Origin of the sequence: Pseudomonas sp. NFACC13-1 (assembly GCF_900104425.1) — a bacterium.
In the GTDB taxonomy this organism is placed as follows: domain Bacteria; phylum Pseudomonadota; class Gammaproteobacteria; order Pseudomonadales; family Pseudomonadaceae; genus Aquipseudomonas; species Aquipseudomonas fluorescens_AA.
The window spans coordinates 332,690-348,991 of record NZ_FMXV01000001.1 but is presented as its reverse complement, the minus strand read 5'-3'; the positions used below and the strand labels follow the sequence as shown (position 1 = coordinate 348,991).

Below are 16,302 nucleotides of genomic sequence, written 5' to 3'. Positions count from 1 at the left end.
CATCGCTCTCTATCGCCTGAGGATCACGGCATGTCGCCACTCGATCACGCTCACGTCCCGCTGGACACCTACCTGGAACAACAGCGCGCCGAACTGGCATCGATCATCGACCGCAACACCAGCGAAGACGGCACCTACGCCACGGCCATCGGCTCGCTGAACCTGTCGCGGCACAGCCAGCCGCACAAATTCGCCCCGGTGCTGGCGCAACCGGCGCTGTGCATCATGGCCCAGGGCAGCAAACAGGTGCGCCTGGCGGACGAGCTCTTCAACTACGATCCGCTCCATTACCTGGTGGTCTCGGTCTCGATGCCGCTCAGCGGTTGCGTCGCCGACGTTTCGCCCGAGCAGCCGATCCTGGCCCTGCGCCTGGACATCGACCCGGCGGAAATCACTGCGTTGATCGCCGATGCCGGCCCCTTGGGCGTGCCGACCCGCCCCGCCGGGCGCGGGCTGTATGTCGAACGCCTGGATACGCCGATGCTCGACGCTGTGCTGCGCCTGGCACGGCTGCTGGACACGCCGAAAGACATCGCCATGCTCGCGCCCCTGGTGCGCCGGGAAATCCTCTATCGCCTGCTGCGCAGTCCACAGGGCTATCGGCTGTATGAAATCGCCATCGCCAACAGTCAGAGTCATCGCATCAGCCAGGCGATCAAATGGCTCAACGGCCATTTCGAACAGCCGCTGCGCATCGATGACCTGGCCCGGGAAGTGAACCTCAGCGTCTCGACCCTGCATCACCGTTTCAAGGCCATGACGGCCATGAGCCCACTGCAATACCAGAAGCAACTGCGCTTGCAGGAAGCCCGCCGGCTGATGCTGGCCGAAGGGCTGGAAGCTTCGGCGGCGGGGTATCGGGTGGGTTATGAAAGCCCTTCGCAGTTCAGCCGCGAGTACAGCCGATTGTTCGGCGCGCCGCCGTTGCGGGACCTGGCGCGGTTGCGGATGACCGTTTGAGAGAGGGTTTGGATGGGTTGTGCCGGCCTCATCGCGAGCAGGCTCGCTCCCACATTTGATCGGTGGTGAACCACGCATTCGTGTCCACTGAAGATCTCCTGTGGGAGCGAGCCTGCTCGCGATAGAGCCAGCAAAAACACCTCAACACTTCGATGTCCAGACACCCTGGTCAATCTCAATCAACGTCGGCCCCTGCCGCTCACGGGCGGCCAGCAACGCGGCACGCAGCGACGGCACATCGTCGATGGCTTGGGCAAAGCAGCCCAAGGCCTTGGCGACACCGATGAAATCCGGGGTGTAGATGTCCACCCCCACCGGTTCGATGCCGCGGTTGAGCATGTATTTCTTGATCTCTTCGTAGCCCTGGTTATTCCACAGCAGCACGATCACCGGTGTGCTCGCCTCCACGGCGCTGGCCAGTTCCGGCAGGGTGAACTGCAACCCGCCGTCACCGATCAGGCACACCACCGCGGGGCGGCCGTGGCCCAGGTCCTTGCCGCCGAGCCAGGCGCCAATGGCCGCCGGCAACGCGTAGCCAAGGGTGCCGTAGCCGGTGGAGGCATTGAACCAGCGGCGCGGCTGCTCCGGGTTGAGGGTCAGGTTGCCGGTGTACACCGGTTGCGTGGAGTCACCGACGAACACCGCCTCCGGTAGCGTCTGCAAGACCGTGTCGAGAAACACCGTCTGGGCGCGGGTCGCGGCGTCCCAACTGCCTTGAAGCTCCGCGCGCAAGCGGGCGGCACGCGCCGGTCCCCAATCGGCTTGGCGTTCGGCCAAGGGTCGCTGGCCCAATTCGTCGAGCAAGGCCCGGGCGGCGACACCGGCGTCGGCTACCAGCGCCAGGTGCGGCGGGTAGTTGCGCACGGTCTGGTCCGGGTCGATGTCGATGCGCAGCAGCGCGCCGGGAATCTCGAAGCCGCCGGCAAAGGTAATGTCGTAATCGGTTTCGGCCAGTTCGGTACCGATAGCCAACACCACATCCGCCTCGGCCACCAACGCACGGGTGGCCACCAGGCTCTGGGTGGAGCCGATCAGCAACGGATGGCGCGCAGGCAGCAGGCCTTTGGCATTGATGGTCAACGCCACTGGCGCGCCGAGACGTTCGGCCAGTTCGGTCAATTCAGCCCCTGCGTCAATGGCCCCGCCACCGGCCAGGATCAAAGGCCGTCGCGCCGTCGCCAGCAGGCCGGCCATTTGTTTTACCGCACCCGGTGCGGCACCGGCGCGGCTGATGTTCACCGGCACGCTGGCGAGCAAGGCATCGGCGTCTTCGACCAGAACGTCCAGCGGGATTTCAATGTGCACCGGCCGCGGGCGCCCGGCCTGGAACACCGCGAACGCCCGGGCCAGCACGCCGGGCAATTCGGCGGCGGACATCAGCGTGTGGGAAAACGCCGCGACACCGCCTACCAATGCAGACTGGTTCGGCAGTTCATGCAGCTTGCCACGCCCGCCGCCCAACTGGCTGCGCGACTGCACGCTGGAGATCACCAGCATCGGGATCGAATCGGCGTAGGCCTGGCCCATGGCGGTGGTGATGTTGGTCATGCCGGGGCCGGTGATGATGAAACACACGCCGGGCTTGCCGCTGACCCGGGCGTAACCGTCGGCCATGAAACCTGCGCCCTGTTCATGACGCGGCGTCACATGGCGGATACTGGAACGGGCCAGCCCGCGGTACAACTCGACGGTGTGCACGCCGGGAATGCCGAACACCTGCTCCACGCCATAACCTTCGAGTAACTTGACCAATACTTCGCCGCACGTCGCCATTGCCATTGCCTTTTTCTGGTCGGGTAAAAGGCCGCGCAGCACTAGGGAGCGGGCCCCTTTTGTCTTGGAGATGGCGTTATTGGAACGGGCGGGGCATGGCGACAACAATGGATAAAAAGTCATACTAGCCATGTCCTCACGTCATGGCTTGGATCGAAATGAAACGACTCCCCCCGTTACCGGCGCTGCACACATTTCTGATCACGGCCCAATGTTGCAACTTCACCCGGGCCGCCGAACAGTTGCACATCACCCAGGGCGCGGTGAGCCGGCAGATCGCCGGGCTGGAAGACCATTTGGGTTATGCGTTGTTCCAGCGCCAGGCACGCGGCCTGAGCCTGACCGCCGAGGGCCAGGCGTGGCTGCCACGGGTGCAGCAGGTGTTCGGCCTGATCGGCGAAGCGGTCCAGCAGATCGGCGAAAAGCGCCAGACCCTACAGCTAAAGGCCCCGACCTGTGTGATGCGCTGGCTGCTGCCGCGCCTGTTGCAATGGCAAAAGGAACGACCGGACGTGCCGGTGGAACTGACCACCACAGTCAGGCACGGCGTGGATTTCCAGCGCGAAGCCTTCGACGCCGCGGTGGTCTATGGCCCACCACCGGATGCCTCGCTGGCGTGCCTGCACCTGTTCGATGAACAGCTGACGCCCGTCTGCTCCCGCCCGATCCTGGAAGGACCGATACCGCTGCATGAACCCGCCGACCTGCAGCACCACTTGCTGTTGCACCCGGCCCTTGACGAGCGCGACTGGAACGCCTGGCTGGCGGCGGCCGGTGTGCACTTGAACCAGGTCAGCAAGGGCCAGCATTTCGAAACCCTGGACCTGGCGATGTCCATGGCCTCCCAGGGCACGGGCGTGGCGATTGGCGACTGGTCGCTGATCGGCGACGACCTGAGCGCCGGCCGGCTGGTGGTGCCGTTCGAACTGAAGGTCAAGACCGGGCTGGGTTATCACCTGGTGCACCCGCGCAAGCCCCAGGTTTCGGGGCCGTTGCTGGAGTTGATGGACTGGTTGGTGGCGCAGGCACAGGTGCGGTAGAAGCCATGTGCTAAACCCTTGTGGCGAGGGGATTTATCCCCGTTGGGTCGCGCAGCGCCCCCAAAGCCTAGCGCCTCGGTGTGTCAGGCTGATCATGTTCGATAGTTTGGGCCTGCTGTGCAGTCCAGCGGGGATAAATCCCCTCGCCACAAAAAACCCAGGCATCCGCTAGAGCAGATTCGGCGCCTGCGCCGGTTCGATCTGCGCCCAATGGGACGTGTCTTCGCGGTGCTGCTGCAGGTACGGCAACACCGCCGCCAGCAACGGCGCCTTGAACGCGTCCTGGAAGCGATGGGCCAGGCCCGGGATCAGTTTCAGTTGGCTGCCTTGGATGTGCGCCGCCAGGTGCACGCCGTGCATCACCGGCAGCAACGGGTCGGCGGTGCCGTGGACGACCAGGGTCGGCACCCGCAGTTGATTGAGCAGTGCTACCCGGCTCGGCTCGGCCATGATCGCCATGATCTGGCGTTTCACGCCTTCGGGGTTGAAGGCCCGGTCATAGGCCAGTGCAGCCTGATGCAGCAAGGCCTGACGGTCATCCACCACCATCGGGCTGCCCAACGCGGCCAGCAGATCGGCCTGCTGTTCAAGGGCCATTTCGCGATTCGGAGCTCCGCGCCGGGACAACAGTTGCACCAGTCTTTCACTGGGCGCGGGCAAGCCGGCGGCACTGGAACTGGTCATGATCAGGGTCAGGCTTTCAACCCGCTCAGGCGCCATGGCCGCCATGTGCTGGGCGATCATCCCGCCCATGCTCGCGCCCAGTACATGGAAATTTTGCACATGCAACGCGTCCATCAGCCCGAGCCCGTCGTCGGCCATGTCGGTGAGGGTATAGGGCGCGGCCACGGGCAAGCCGAGTTTGTAGCGCAGGGCTTCAAAGGTCAGGTTGGCGCTGCCGGGCGCCTGGCGCCAGGTGCTCAGGCCGACATCGCGGTTATCGTAGCGAATCACCCGGAAACCCTGCTCGCACAGGGCGACCACCACTTCGTCCGGCCAATGGATCAACTGCCCACCCAGGCCCATCACCAACAGCAATGCAGGATCCGAGGCACGGCCAATGCTCTGGTAGGCCAGGCTGACCTGATCCAGATCGACCCGTTGGGTCGCAACATTGACATCGCAACGAGACGCCGCCATCGACGGCAGGCCGAAAAACAACGCGGCCAGGAAAATAAGTACACGCATGAAGAAACACCGAAACGCAGAACCCCAGTAGAGCGCGAGTCTGATGAAGTTTGTTCAAGCGCGCTGCCACAGTTGCGTGACAGTTTGATGAAGATTGCGTAGGAGCTGCCGAAGGCTGCGATCTTTTGACCTTGATCTGCTGTTTTTTTGCACGCTTGACTCAAGTGTCTGAGGAAAGATCGCAGCCTCGTTGCACTCGACAGCTCCTACAGGGTGCAGCCCAGCGGGAGCAAGCTGCCTCGCCACAAAAAAGCTCCCCTTGCCAGGGACAGGGTGCTCGCCCGCAACAGCCGGGCCTCAGGCCAACTGGCTGCGCAACTGCCGCGCCGCCGCCACCATGTTCACCAGTGCCGCTTCCGTCTCGGGCCAGCCCCGGGTCTTCAGCCCACAGTCGGGGTTGATCCACAGCCGCTCGGCGGCGATGCGTTTCACTGCCTTGTTCATCAGCGCAACCATCTCGGCCGTGTCCGGCACCCGTGGCGAGTGGATGTCGTAGACGCCCGGGCCGATGTCGTTCGGGTAGTCGAACGCTTCGAACGCTTCCAGCAACTCCATGTCCGAACGGGAGGTCTCGATGGTGATGACATCGGCGTCCAGGTCGGCGATGGCCTTGATCACGTCATTGAACTCGCTGTAGCACATGTGGGTATGGATCTGGGTGTCATCACCCACGCCCGATGCGCACAAGCGGAACGCCTCCACGGCCCAGTCCAGGTAGTGCTGCCATTGTCCGCGACGCAGTGGCAGCCCTTCGCGGAACGCCGCCTCGTCGATCTGCACGATTCTGATCCCGGCCTTTTCCAGGTCCAGCACCTCGTCGCGCAGGGCCAGGGCCAGTTGTCGGGCCTGGACCTGGCGCGACACGTCTTCGCGGGGGAACGACCACATCAGCATGGTCACGGGACCGGTGAGCATGCCCTTCATGACCTTGTCGGTCAGGCTTTGCGCGTAACGGATCCAGTCGACGGTCATGGCTTTCGGGCGGCTGATGTCGCCGTAGATGATCGCCGGCTTCACGCAACGCGAACCGTAACTCTGTACCCAGCCGAAACGGGTGAAGGCGTAGCCGTCCAGTTGCTCGGCAAAGTATTCCACCATGTCGTTGCGCTCGGCTTCACCGTGCACCAACACGTCCAGGCCCAGGCGTTCCTGGATCTGCACGGCATGGCGGATCTCGGTGTGCATGGCGTCCTGATAGTCGTTGGCCGACAACTTGCCCTGCTTGTAGGCCTGACGGGCCAGGCGTATGGCCGGGGTCTGCGGGAAAGAGCCGATGGTGGTGGTAGGAAAGGCCGGCAGCGCCAGGCGTGCGCGCTGGCGTTCGATGCGCTGGGCAAACGGTGAATGCCGCTGGCTGTCCTGTGGCCCGATCGCCGCCAGGCGCGCCTGGACCTCGGCTTTGTGAATGCGCGCCGAGCCGGCGCGGCGGGCCTGCACCTCGCGGCTGTCGCTCAAGGCCTGCTGCACGGCGGGGGCCTGTGGATCGTTCATCGCATCGCGCAGCACCGCGACTTCACCGCACTTCTGCACGGCGAAGGCGAGCCAGCTCTTGAGTTCGGGATCGAGCCGGTCTTCACGCTCCAGGTCCACCGGGCTGTGCAACAAGGAGCACGAGGTACTGACCCAAAGGTTGTCGCCAAAGCGCTCCTGGGCCGGTTGCAATTGCGCCAGCGCCTGTTCCAGTTCGCAGCGCCAGACGTTGCGACCGTTGACCAGGCCCACCGAGAGAATCTTGTAGGTCGGCAGGCGGTCCAGCACCTGGCCCAGTTGTTCCGGGTCACGTACCGCGTCGATGTGCAAGCCGTCCACCGGCAGGCTCACCGCCAGGCCGAGGTTGTCTTGCAGGCCGCTGAAGTAGGTGGCCACGAGCTTTTTCAACGGCGAGTACTGGAGGATGTGGTAAGCCCGCTCGAAGGCGCTCCTCCAGGCCAGGGGCAGGTCCAGGGTGAGGATCGGCTCGTCGATCTGCACCCATTCCACGCCCTGGGCCTTGAGGCGGTTGAGGATTTCACCGTAGACCGGCAACAGGCGCTCCAGCAGGTCGAGCTTGTCGAAGGCCTCGCCCTTGGCCTTGCCCAGCCACAAGTAGGTCAACGGGCCGATGATCACCGGTTTGACCTGGTGGCCCAAGGCATGGGCCTCGTCCACTTCGTCGAACAACTGTTCCCAGCTCAGGGCGAAGGTCTGGTCGACGGAAAACTCCGGGACCAGGTAGTGGTAGTTGGTGTCGAACCACTTCGTCAGTTCCTGGGCGTATTGCGCCTGGCCGTGCTCGGCACCGCAGCAACTGGCCGTGGCGCCACGGGCCATGGCGAACAGGGTGTCGAGGGTCGGCCGGCCCTGGGCATCCAAGGTACCGTGGAAACGTTGCGGGACGGCGCCCAGGGTCAAGGTGTGGCTGAGCACCTGGTCGTACCAGGCAAAGTCGCCGACGGGCAGCAGGTCGATGCCGGCGTCTTTCTGCAGTTGCCAGTGCCGGGCCCGCAGTTCACGACCCACGGCTTGCAACGCAGCCGGGGCCAGGTCGCCTTTCCAGTAGGCTTCGAGGGCTTTCTTCAATTCGCGGTCGGCGCCGATGCGGGGAAAACCGAGGGTATGGGCCAGGGCCATGGTGTGCGTCCTCCTGTAAAAGATGGCGCCATTGTCGACAGCTCGACCTGCATGAGACAAACTCAACCTTTTCGTGTTGATCACAAGTTTTACTCATGGAGCCACTCCGGTGCTTGAACTCCGTCACCTCAAGACCCTGCACGCCCTGCGTGAAGCCGACAGCCTGGTCGAAGCCGCCGAACGCCTGCACCTGACCCAGTCCGCCCTCTCCCACCAGTTCAAGGAACTGGAAGAGCGCCTGGGCATGCAGTTGTTCGTCCGCAAGACCAAGCCCGTACGTTTCACCAGCGCCGGCCTGCGCCTGTTGCAACTGGCCGATGCCGCCCTGCCGTTACTGCGCAGTGCTGAACGGGACATCGCCCGCCTGGCGGGCGGCACCGCCGGGCGCCTGCACATGGCCATCGAGTGCCACAGCTGCTTCCAGTGGCTGATGCCGACCATCGACCAGTTCCGCGATGCCTGGCCGGAAGTCGAGCTGGACCTGGCCTCGGGTTTCGCCTTCGCCCCCTTGCCGGCTCTGGCCCGGGGCGATCTCGATTTGGTGGTGACCTCCGACCCGCTGGAACTGGCCGGCATCACGTACGTGCCGCTGTTCACCTACGAAGCGATGCTCGCCGTCGCCAACCAACATCGGTTGGCGAGCAAGCCCTACATCGTGCCCGAGGACCTGATCAGCGAAACCCTGATCACCTACCCGGTGGAGCGCGACCGGCTGGACATCTTCACCCGTTTCCTGGAACCGGCCGATATCGAACCGGCCCAGGTGCGCACGTCCGAGCTGACGGTGATGATGATGCAACTGGTGGCCAGCGGTCGTGGCGTCTGCGGCATGCCGCACTGGGCGTTGCATGAATACAGCTCGCGGGGCTACGTGAAGGCCAAGCGGCTGGGGGAGAAAGGCCTGTTCGCCACGCTGTACGCGGCAGTGCGCACCGACATGCTCGACGCGCCATACATGCGCGATTTTTTGCTGACGGCCAAGGACACGTCGTTTTCCACGCTCGACGGTGTCAGTGCCGTTCGCTGACTGTAGGAGCTGTCGAGCGAAGCGAGGCTGCGATCTTTCCCCTGGCCATTGAGTCACGAGCGAACGCCCAACAGATCAAGCTCAAAAGATCGCAGGCTTCGCCAGCTCCTACAGGAGTCTGCGGTGAGATTAGAGCTCGAACCACATGTGGATTTTGTCGAGGTACTCGTCGTCCACGCGGATCGCCATCGGTTCGAGACCGTACAGGACGAAGCCGCAGCGCTGGTAGAGCTTGAGCGCCGGGGCGTTGCCCGCGGTGACGGTCAGTTGCACCAGGCGCAGGAAGGTGTGGCGCCGGGCTTCGTCGAGGGCCGCCTGCACCAGTTGGTAGCCGAGGCCCCGATGGCGATGTGCGTCGGCGACGTACATGCCGAACAGCAGCGCCTTGTGCCGGGCTTTTTCCCTGGGCTCCAGGGCCAGGCCAACGATGCCGACCAGTTCTTGCTCGACAAACGCCCCCAACAGCACATCGAGCCGGCTGCCCAGGCGTGACTCCCACCAGTTGATGGGCAACTTCGCCCGCTCGCCGACGCTGGAGGTGAAGGCCTGGGGGTGCAAGGCGTACGCCTGGAGCATCAGCTCGCGATACACCAGGGCATCGCCGGCCCGCAGGCGTCGAATGTTCACGCCGAACGCCGTTGCTCAAGCATCAGGCGCAGCGCCAGGGCACCGAGGACAAACCCCATGAAGTAGCGCTGCACCGCCAGCCAGCGCGGGTTGTGGACAAACCACGAGGCAATGCCGGCGGCGAACAGGGCGATCAGCAGGTTGACGCTGAAACTGACGCTGATCTGGGTCAGCCCGAGGAGGATGCTCTGGGTGAACAGCGAGCCGTGTTCCGGGCTGATGAACTGCGGGAACACCGACAGATAGAACACCGCGATCTTGGGGTTCAGCGCACTGGTGAGAAAGCCCATGGTGATCAGCTTGCGTGTCGAGTCCGCCGGCAACTGCCGGGCCTCGAAGGGCGAACGCGCGCCCGGCTTCACCGCCTGCCAGGCCAGCCACAACAGGTACAGCGCGCCGGCCCATTTCAACACTTCATAGGCCATGGGCACCGCCAGGAACACCGCCGTCAGCCCCGCGGCGGCGGCGAACATGTGCACGAAGAACCCCGCCACCACGCCCAACAGCGACGTGACGCCGGCCTTGCGGCCCTGGCAGATCGAACGGGAAATCAGGTAGATCATGTTCGGGCCGGGTGTCAGTACCATCAGTAACGCGGCGGCGGCGAAAATCAACAGGTCCGGCAATGGGATCATGGGCGTCAGTCCTTGAGGCGTGAATCAGCAAGCGGCGAGGTATGTCGCTCGATAAAACGGCAGGATCACCTCGCCTGTCAACGGTGCGAGCACAAGATCGCTGTCGCCGTCCGGGTCGATCCAGCACACCTCTTCGATTTCGGCCGCTGGCGAAACCGGGGCGTCGATGTTCAGCAAAAACACCTCGGCCTGCACGATAAACCCCGGTTCGTTGGCCGCCGGCGCGCTGAACACACCCAAGTGGCAGGCCTGGGCCGGATCGATCCGCAACCCGAGCTCTTCTTCCAGCTCCCGGGCCAGCGCCTGCACCGGTTGTTCATGGGCCTCGATCTTGCCCCCCGGCTGCATGAAGGCCCGGGTACCGCGCTTGCGCACCAACAGGGTTCGCCCGTCGGGCCCGACCAAGAGGGCGGCGGCGATGCGGATGAGGGAGGTGGTCATGATGAGTCAAAGCCTTGGGCAGAAAAATGCCGGGGAGATTACAGACACAGTGGCCGGGAGCAAAGCCTGGCGCTGGGCTGAAATTCAACACATTCCCCCTGTGGGAGCGAGCTTGCTCGCGATAGCGTCCGGTCAGTCGACACTGCAGTCACTGACACTCCGCTATCGCGAGCAAGCTCGCTCCCACAGTTCGAACAGTGGCATCTTCAGAACCGCATCACCCCAAAATCGGCCTCGGCGCCGAAGGGTCGGCGAGTTCTTCGGGGATCTTGACGAACACGCTGTACCGGGCCCCTTCCATCGACTCGAAGGCGATGAGCTTCTCCACCAGCGGGCCGCTCAGGACCTTGCCGGCGTTGAGCAGCAGCATGCCGTTGTCGGCGTTGAGGTTGCGCGCCAGGATCATGCCGGCCACCAGTTCGCGGGTGTTCATGACCTTGACCGTCGGGTCGGACAGGGTCACGTCGTCCAGGTACTCGCCGCAGGCCTTGATGAAATCCTCGATCATGTCCGGGTCGTACAGCTTGCCGGCGTATTTGCGGATGTAGACCAGCGCCTCGTCGCTGTTCATCTGTCGTTCGAGGATCAACCCGCGCTGCAGCTCGATGAAATCCACCGCCAGTTTCAACAGTCGCGAGCCGAAGGGAATGGCCTCGCCCTTGAGGTGCTCTGGGAAGCCGCTGCCGTCCCAGCGCTCCTGGTGATGGCGGATGATCCGGGCCGCGTCCTTCATCGGATCCAGGGTCATCAGCAGCGATTCGCTCTGCTTCGGATAGGCCCGATAGAGATCGAGCTCATTGTGGTGCAGCAAGTCGGCGGGCGTGACCATCATATTGTCGGTCCAGCTCAGCTTGCCGATGTTGTAGAGCGCAGCGGCCATGGTCAGGTCGCGGTCGGTGGACTCATCGAGGAAATGCAGTCGGCTGTAGACCCTGATCAACTCGATGATCTGCCGGTTGGTCTGCTTGGCCTTGGGCAGGCGCAGGTTGGCGATCAGCGAAAACACCTCGGTGCTGGTCACATAACTGCGCTTGAGTTCGTCATAGGCCAGGTCGAGCATGTCGGCGGTCTGCTGCAGCTCGGAGGTGCGCGACGCCACGCGTTTTTCCAGGGTGGCGTTCAGGGTCTTGAGTTGCTGGTTCTGCTCGCGGTTCAGCGCTTCGAGACGCTGGCGTTCGCTTTCGGAATGCTGGTGGGCCAGGGCCTGGCGCAAGGCCTGTACCAGTTCCTCATCGTTCCAGGGCTTGCTGAGGTAGCGATAGAGCTGCCCCTCGTTGATGGCCTTGGTCATCATGTCCACATCGGCATAACCGGTGAGCAGGATGCGCAACGTCGATGGGTACAGCTTGCGGATCTCGGCCAACAGCGTGGCGCCATCCATGTTCGGCATGCGCGCGTCGGTCATCACCAGGTCGACCGGCCGCTCCTTGAGAATCTCCAGGGCCTTGGCGCCACTGTCGGCCAGCAGGATCTCGTACGGCTGGCTGCGCAATAGCCGACGCAGGCTATTGAGAATCGACTCTTCGTCATCGACCAGCAGCACCACCGGCTTCTTTACCGGAACGTCCGGCGATTGATCTTCCATTTGAAACCCCCTCCTGTTCACGGCAACCGTTCTACCTTAGCCCCAAATACAGGCTAGTAGATTGCGAAGATTTAGACACATTTGCCATCAGTGGCCGAGCGCATCGCGATGAGACGACTATGCTCTACCCCATGAAGGGCCATGTATAGGCCGAATACTCATGCCAGCGAAAGGGATATCAGATGTTCCCAGGGTTCTATAGTCAGCATCAAAGTGGTGCACGGCCATGAATCTGCCTTTGGATAAGACCAATCGGCGGATCCTGATCGTCGACGACACCCCGACCATCCATGAGGATTTTCGCAAGATCCTCAGCCCCCAGATGACCGCCGAAGACAACCTGAGCAGTGCCGAAGAGGCTCTGTTCGGGGCGCCGGTGGCAGTCGCCGCCATGAGTTTCGTCCTCGATTCGGCGTTCCAGGGCATGGAAGCCTTGAACAAGGTCGAGAAAGCGCTGGCCCAAGGGCAGCCCTTCGCCATGGCGTTCATCGACATGCGCATGCCGCCGGGCTGGGACGGCCTTGAAACCATCGAACGGCTATGGCGCGCCGACCCCAAGCTGCAAGTGGCCCTGTGCACCGCGTACTCGGATTACTCCTGGGAAGACATTTCCGAGCGCCTCGAACTGGGCGACCGCCTGCTCATCCTGAAAAAACCCTTCGACGCCATCGAGATCCGCCAGATGGCCAGCGCCCTGACCGTCAAATGGCAGATGACCGAGGACGCGGCGCTGAAAATGGACATGCTCGAACGGGCGGTCGAGGAACGCACCCGCGAGTTGGCCGACGCCAACATCATCGTGCAGAACAGCCCGACCATTCTCTATCGCCTGCGGGGCGAGCCGCCGTTCGCGTTGATGTACATCTCCCATAACATCACCAAGTTCGGTCATTCCGCGGCGCAACTGATCAACGCGCCGGACTGGGCGCAAACCCTGATCCACCCCGACGACCAGGACAAAGTCCAGGAGGCCATGGTCCGCGTCCTCGACCGTGACACTGCCGGGGCCTCCATCGAGTTTCGCATGCGCACTGGCGACGACACGTTCCGCTGGGTGGAGAACCGCTACATTCCGGTGCGCAACGACCAGGGCCTGTTGCTGGAAGTGGAAGGCATCATCCTGGACATCACCGAGCGCAAGCTGGCCGAAGAGAAGATCGCCCTGCTCGCCCGCACCGACGGCCTGACCGGGTTGGCCAACCGCGCCACCATGATCGAGCGCCTGCACCAGGCCTTCGCCGCCGCTCGTCGGGGAGCGGCACCGTTCGCCATGTTCTACCTGGACCTGGATCACTTCAAACGCATCAACGACACCTTGGGCCATCCCATCGGCGACCTGCTGTTGCAGGAAGTCGCCGCCCGTATCAAGTCCTGTACCCGGGAAAACGATGTGGTGGCACGCCTGGGCGGCGACGAATTCGCCCTGCTGCAACTGGACGTCCATGAAGCGACCCACTGCGCCGCGCTGGCGGGCAAGATCCGTGATGCGCTGGTCGCGCCGTACTCCCTGGACGGCAACGACGTACGGATCTCGGTGAGCATCGGCATCGCCCTGTACACCCCGCAAAGCCTGAGTGCCGACAGCCTGATGGCGCAATCCGACATGGCCCTGTACCGCTCCAAGGAAAAGGGACGCAACCAGTATCACTTCCACAACGAGGAAATTAACCAGGAAGTCACCGACCGGGTCGCCCTGGCCAACGATTTGCGCCAAGCCATCGAAAACCAGGAACTGCACCTGCACTACCTGCCCGAAGTCGACCTCGGCACCGGCAAGATCCTCGGCATGGGCGTGCAGGTGCGCTGGAACCACCCCCAACGGGGCTGGCTGGAACCGGAGGCCTTCATGCCAGCGGCCGAGAAGACCGGGATCATCATTGGCCTCGGGCACTGGGTGCTGGACCAGGCCTGCCAACAGATGCGCCAATGGCGCGACCAGGGCATGGCGCCGCCGGTGATCGCCATCGACCTGTCCCTGACCCAGCTCAAGACCGGCCCGGAACTGATCTACGACGTGCTGCGCACCACCGCGCGCTGGGAGCTGGCACCCTGGGACCTGCGTTTCGACGTCACCGAAGCCACCCTGGCCCAGACCAAGTGGACCCACAACGACGTGCTGCCGCGCCTCTGCGAACTGGGCGTGCAGATCGCCATCGATGACTTCGGTACCGAATATTCCTCGTTCGATTACCTCAAGACCTACCGGGTCAATCACCTCAAGCTCGCCCAGCGCTTTCTCGACAGCGCCAACGCCGACCCCGAGAACGCCACGACGTTGCGGGCGATCATCAACTTCGCCCGGGACGTGGGCATCGGGATCATTGCCGAGGGGGTCGAGACCCAGGAACAACGCACCACGCTGATGTCCAGCGGCGGCGCGATGCAGGCCCAGGGGCATTACTTCAGCACCGTGGTCGACAGCAGCCAGGCCGCCAAACTGCTCAAGGCCGGCACGATCATTCCCGCGACAGACCACTGGACCCGACCAGCGAGCCAGCTATCGGAGAGCAATCCATGAACCCCATGTCGGTGCCTGCCAACCGGCGGATCCTGGTGGTGGACGACACGCCGGCGATCCACCAGGACTTTCGCAAGATCCTCAGCCCCAGCGCCGGCAGCGATGACTCGCTGGACGACACCGAAAGCCTGCTGTTCGGCACTCCGCAGGTCAACCGGCTGCAATTCCAGATCGACTCGGCCTACCAGGGTGAGGAAGCGCTGGAACTGGTCAAGCGCGCCCAGGCCGAAGGCCAGCCCTATGCGCTGGTGTTCGCCGACATGCGCATGCCACCGGGCTGGGATGGCCTGCAAACCATCGAACAACTGTGGAAAGCCGACCCGCGCCTGCAAATCGCCCTGTGCACGGCCTTCTCGGATTACTCCTGGGAAACCATGGCCGAACGGATCGAGTTCGATGATCAATTGCTGATTCTCAAGAAACCGTTCGACACCTTGGAAATCCGCCAGATGGCCAGCGCCATGACCTGGAAATGGCAGCTGGCCCAGGACGCGGCGCGGAAAATGCGCAGCCTGGAACGCACGATCGAAGAGCGCGTCCAGGAATTGCTCAAGGTCTCCCACCTGCTGCAATACGATGTGCTCACCGAGCTGCCCAACAGCATGTTGCTCGGCGACCGCCTGACCCAGGCCATGGCCCAGTGCCGTCGGCACGACCGGCAACTGGCGGTGATGTTCATCGGCCTGGACCGCTTCAAGCGCATCAACAACGCGCTAGGCCATCCGGTGGGCGACGAAATGCTCAAGCGCGTGGCCCGGGCGCTGGCGACCGTGGTGCGTGAGTCCGATTCGGTGTTCCGCTACGGTTCCGATGAATTCGTAGTGATCATGGGAGACATCGCCGAGGCGCAGCAAACCAAAGGCGTGGCCGAAAAACTGCTGGCGGCCATCAGCTCCCCGCAACCCATCGACGGCCATGACCTGAGCGTCACCGCGAGTTTGGGCATCAGCGTGTACCCGACCGACGGTTTCGACGCCGTGGCGCTGATCAAGAAAGCCGAGACGGCGATGCGCAACGTCAAGGAAACCGGCCCCAACGACTACCGTTTCTTCACCGAGGACATGAACCGCCGGGCACGGCAGCAACAGACCATCGAATCGGGCCTGCGCCTGGCCCTGCAACGCAAGGAATTCGTGCTGCATTACCAACCCAAGCTCGACCTCGGGAGCGGCAAGGTGGTCGGAGTCGAGGCGTTGGTACGCTGGAACAGGCCGGAACATGGCCTGGTCTACCCGGGGGATTTCATTCCGGTGGCCGAGGACAGCGGCTTGATCGTTCCGCTGAGCCAATGGGTGCTTCAGGAAGCCTGCCAGCAGGCCTGCCGCTGGCAAGCCCAGGGCATGCGGCCGTTGTGCCTGTCGGTGAACATCTCGGCCATCGATTTTCGCCAGCGCGGCTTCGTCGAAGGCATCACCCGCACCCTCAAGGAAACCGGCCTGGACCCGACACAGTTGGAACTGGAGATCACCGAAAGCGTACTGATGCAGAACATCGATACCACGGTCGCCATCCTCAAGGCCATCAAGCAACAGGGGATACGCCTGGCCATCGACGATTTCGGCACCGGCTATTCGAGCCTGAGCTACTTGCAGAAATTTCCGGTGGATGTGCTGAAGATCGACCAGTCGTTCGTCGGTGACCTGAGCATCGACAGCAATGACGCCAAGCTGGTGAGCACCATCATCAGCCTGGGCAAGAGCCTGAACCTGCACATCATCGCCGAAGGGGTGGAAACCCTTGAGCAGCTTGAGTTTCTCAAGCAGCACCACTGCGAGGAAGTCCAGGGTTATTACTTCAGCAAGGCCGTCGAACCGCAGGCCTTTGCCGATTGGATGACCGAGTGGGAAAAACGCCAGAACCCGTTTTCGTGAACAGCTGAGTCCTCAACCAAAGTTTCA

12 protein-coding genes are annotated in these 16,302 nt (G+C 63.2%); 5 read left to right on the top strand and 7 right to left on the bottom strand.

Going from position 1 to position 16,302, the window contains the following annotated elements:
- The first annotated feature begins 30 nt into the window (after positions 1-30).
- Complete coding sequence (locus BLQ55_RS01595; protein ID WP_092251974.1) at positions 31-960, top strand: AraC family transcriptional regulator; 930 nt, start codon at positions 31-33, stop codon at positions 958-960.
- A 141-nt stretch (positions 961-1,101) separates the two neighbouring features.
- Here BLQ55_RS01595 and BLQ55_RS01590 read toward each other — a convergent pair whose 3' ends face one another.
- Complete coding sequence (locus tag BLQ55_RS01590; RefSeq protein WP_092251972.1) at positions 1,102-2,733, bottom strand: 5-guanidino-2-oxopentanoate decarboxylase; 1,632 nt, start codon at positions 2,731-2,733, stop codon at positions 1,102-1,104.
- A 158-nt stretch (positions 2,734-2,891) separates the two neighbouring features.
- Here BLQ55_RS01590 and BLQ55_RS01585 point away from each other — a divergent pair, with 158 nt between their 5' ends.
- Complete coding sequence (locus tag BLQ55_RS01585) at positions 2,892-3,773, top strand: LysR substrate-binding domain-containing protein (protein ID WP_092205163.1); 882 nt, start codon at positions 2,892-2,894, stop codon at positions 3,771-3,773.
- A 168-nt stretch (positions 3,774-3,941) separates the two neighbouring features.
- On the opposite strand, the gene BLQ55_RS01580 is transcribed toward BLQ55_RS01585, so the two are convergent.
- The gene (locus BLQ55_RS01580; RefSeq protein ID WP_092205134.1) at positions 3,942-4,961 is read right to left on the bottom strand and encodes an alpha/beta fold hydrolase; all 1,020 of its coding nucleotides are present in this window, start codon (positions 4,959-4,961) and stop codon (positions 3,942-3,944) included.
- Positions 4,962-5,258: 297 nt separating this feature from the next.
- Complete coding sequence (gene metE, locus BLQ55_RS01575) at positions 5,259-7,571, bottom strand: 5-methyltetrahydropteroyltriglutamate--homocysteine S-methyltransferase (protein WP_092251970.1); 2,313 nt, start codon at positions 7,569-7,571, stop codon at positions 5,259-5,261.
- Positions 7,572-7,680: 109 nt separating this feature from the next.
- Between metE and metR the strand changes: the two genes are divergently transcribed.
- Entirely contained in the window at positions 7,681-8,598 is a 918-nt protein-coding gene (gene metR / locus BLQ55_RS01570) for a transcriptional regulator MetR (RefSeq protein WP_092205136.1), read from the top strand.
- Between the two features lie 129 nt (positions 8,599-8,727).
- Here metR and BLQ55_RS01565 read toward each other — a convergent pair whose 3' ends face one another.
- The 4 genes from BLQ55_RS01565 to BLQ55_RS01550 form a co-directional block, all read right to left on the bottom strand.
- Entirely contained in the window at positions 8,728-9,225 is a 498-nt protein-coding gene (locus BLQ55_RS01565; protein ID WP_092251968.1) for a GNAT family N-acetyltransferase, read from the bottom strand.
- The gene (locus BLQ55_RS01560) at positions 9,222-9,860 is read right to left on the bottom strand and encodes a LysE family translocator (protein ID WP_092205138.1); all 639 of its coding nucleotides are present in this window, start codon (positions 9,858-9,860) and stop codon (positions 9,222-9,224) included. The genes BLQ55_RS01565 and BLQ55_RS01560 overlap by 4 nt, the downstream gene beginning before the upstream one ends.
- Positions 9,861-9,884: 24 nt before the next feature.
- The gene (locus BLQ55_RS01555) at positions 9,885-10,301 is read right to left on the bottom strand and encodes an NUDIX hydrolase (RefSeq protein ID WP_092251966.1); all 417 of its coding nucleotides are present in this window, start codon (positions 10,299-10,301) and stop codon (positions 9,885-9,887) included.
- A gap of 217 nt (positions 10,302-10,518) precedes the next feature.
- A complete protein-coding gene (locus tag BLQ55_RS01550; RefSeq protein ID WP_092251964.1) occupies positions 10,519-11,886 on the bottom strand; it encodes a response regulator c-di-GMP phosphodiesterase, NosR family in 1,368 nt (455 codons plus the stop codon).
- A gap of 226 nt (positions 11,887-12,112) precedes the next feature.
- Between BLQ55_RS01550 and BLQ55_RS01545 the strand changes: the two genes are divergently transcribed.
- Together BLQ55_RS01545 and BLQ55_RS01540 are read left to right on the top strand one after the other, a co-directional pair.
- Complete coding sequence (locus BLQ55_RS01545; RefSeq protein WP_092251962.1) at positions 12,113-14,404, top strand: GGDEF/EAL domain-containing response regulator; 2,292 nt, start codon at positions 12,113-12,115, stop codon at positions 14,402-14,404.
- Positions 14,401-16,275, top strand: a complete 1,875-nt coding sequence (locus BLQ55_RS01540) for a two-component system response regulator (protein ID WP_092251960.1) — start codon at positions 14,401-14,403, stop codon at positions 16,273-16,275. Before BLQ55_RS01545 ends, BLQ55_RS01540 begins: the two co-directional genes overlap by 4 nt.
- Positions 16,276-16,302: the final 27 nt, after the last annotated feature.

Excerpts from the sequence above, each read along its gene's own strand:
- BLQ55_RS01555 (WP_092251966.1), bottom strand. The coding sequence starts at position 10,301 with ATGACCACCTCCCTCATCCGCATCGCCGCCGCCCTCTTGGTCGGGCCC.
- BLQ55_RS01585 (WP_092205163.1), top strand. The coding sequence starts at position 2,892 with ATGAAACGACTCCCCCCGTTACCGGCGCTGCACACATTTCTGATCACG.
- BLQ55_RS01580 (WP_092205134.1), bottom strand. The coding sequence starts at position 4,961 with ATGCGTGTACTTATTTTCCTGGCCGCGTTGTTTTTCGGCCTGCCGTCG.
- BLQ55_RS01590 (WP_092251972.1), bottom strand. The coding sequence starts at position 2,733 with ATGGCGACGTGCGGCGAAGTATTGGTCAAGTTACTCGAAGGTTATGGC.
- BLQ55_RS01545 (WP_092251962.1), top strand. The coding sequence starts at position 12,113 with ATGAATCTGCCTTTGGATAAGACCAATCGGCGGATCCTGATCGTCGAC.
- BLQ55_RS01560 (WP_092205138.1), bottom strand. The coding sequence starts at position 9,860 with ATGATCCCATTGCCGGACCTGTTGATTTTCGCCGCCGCCGCGTTACTG.
- metE (WP_092251970.1), bottom strand. The coding sequence starts at position 7,571 with ATGGCCCTGGCCCATACCCTCGGTTTTCCCCGCATCGGCGCCGACCGC.
- BLQ55_RS01595 (WP_092251974.1), top strand. The coding sequence starts at position 31 with ATGTCGCCACTCGATCACGCTCACGTCCCGCTGGACACCTACCTGGAA.
- BLQ55_RS01540 (WP_092251960.1), top strand. The coding sequence starts at position 14,401 with ATGAACCCCATGTCGGTGCCTGCCAACCGGCGGATCCTGGTGGTGGAC.
- BLQ55_RS01550 (WP_092251964.1), bottom strand. The coding sequence starts at position 11,886 with ATGGAAGATCAATCGCCGGACGTTCCGGTAAAGAAGCCGGTGGTGCTG.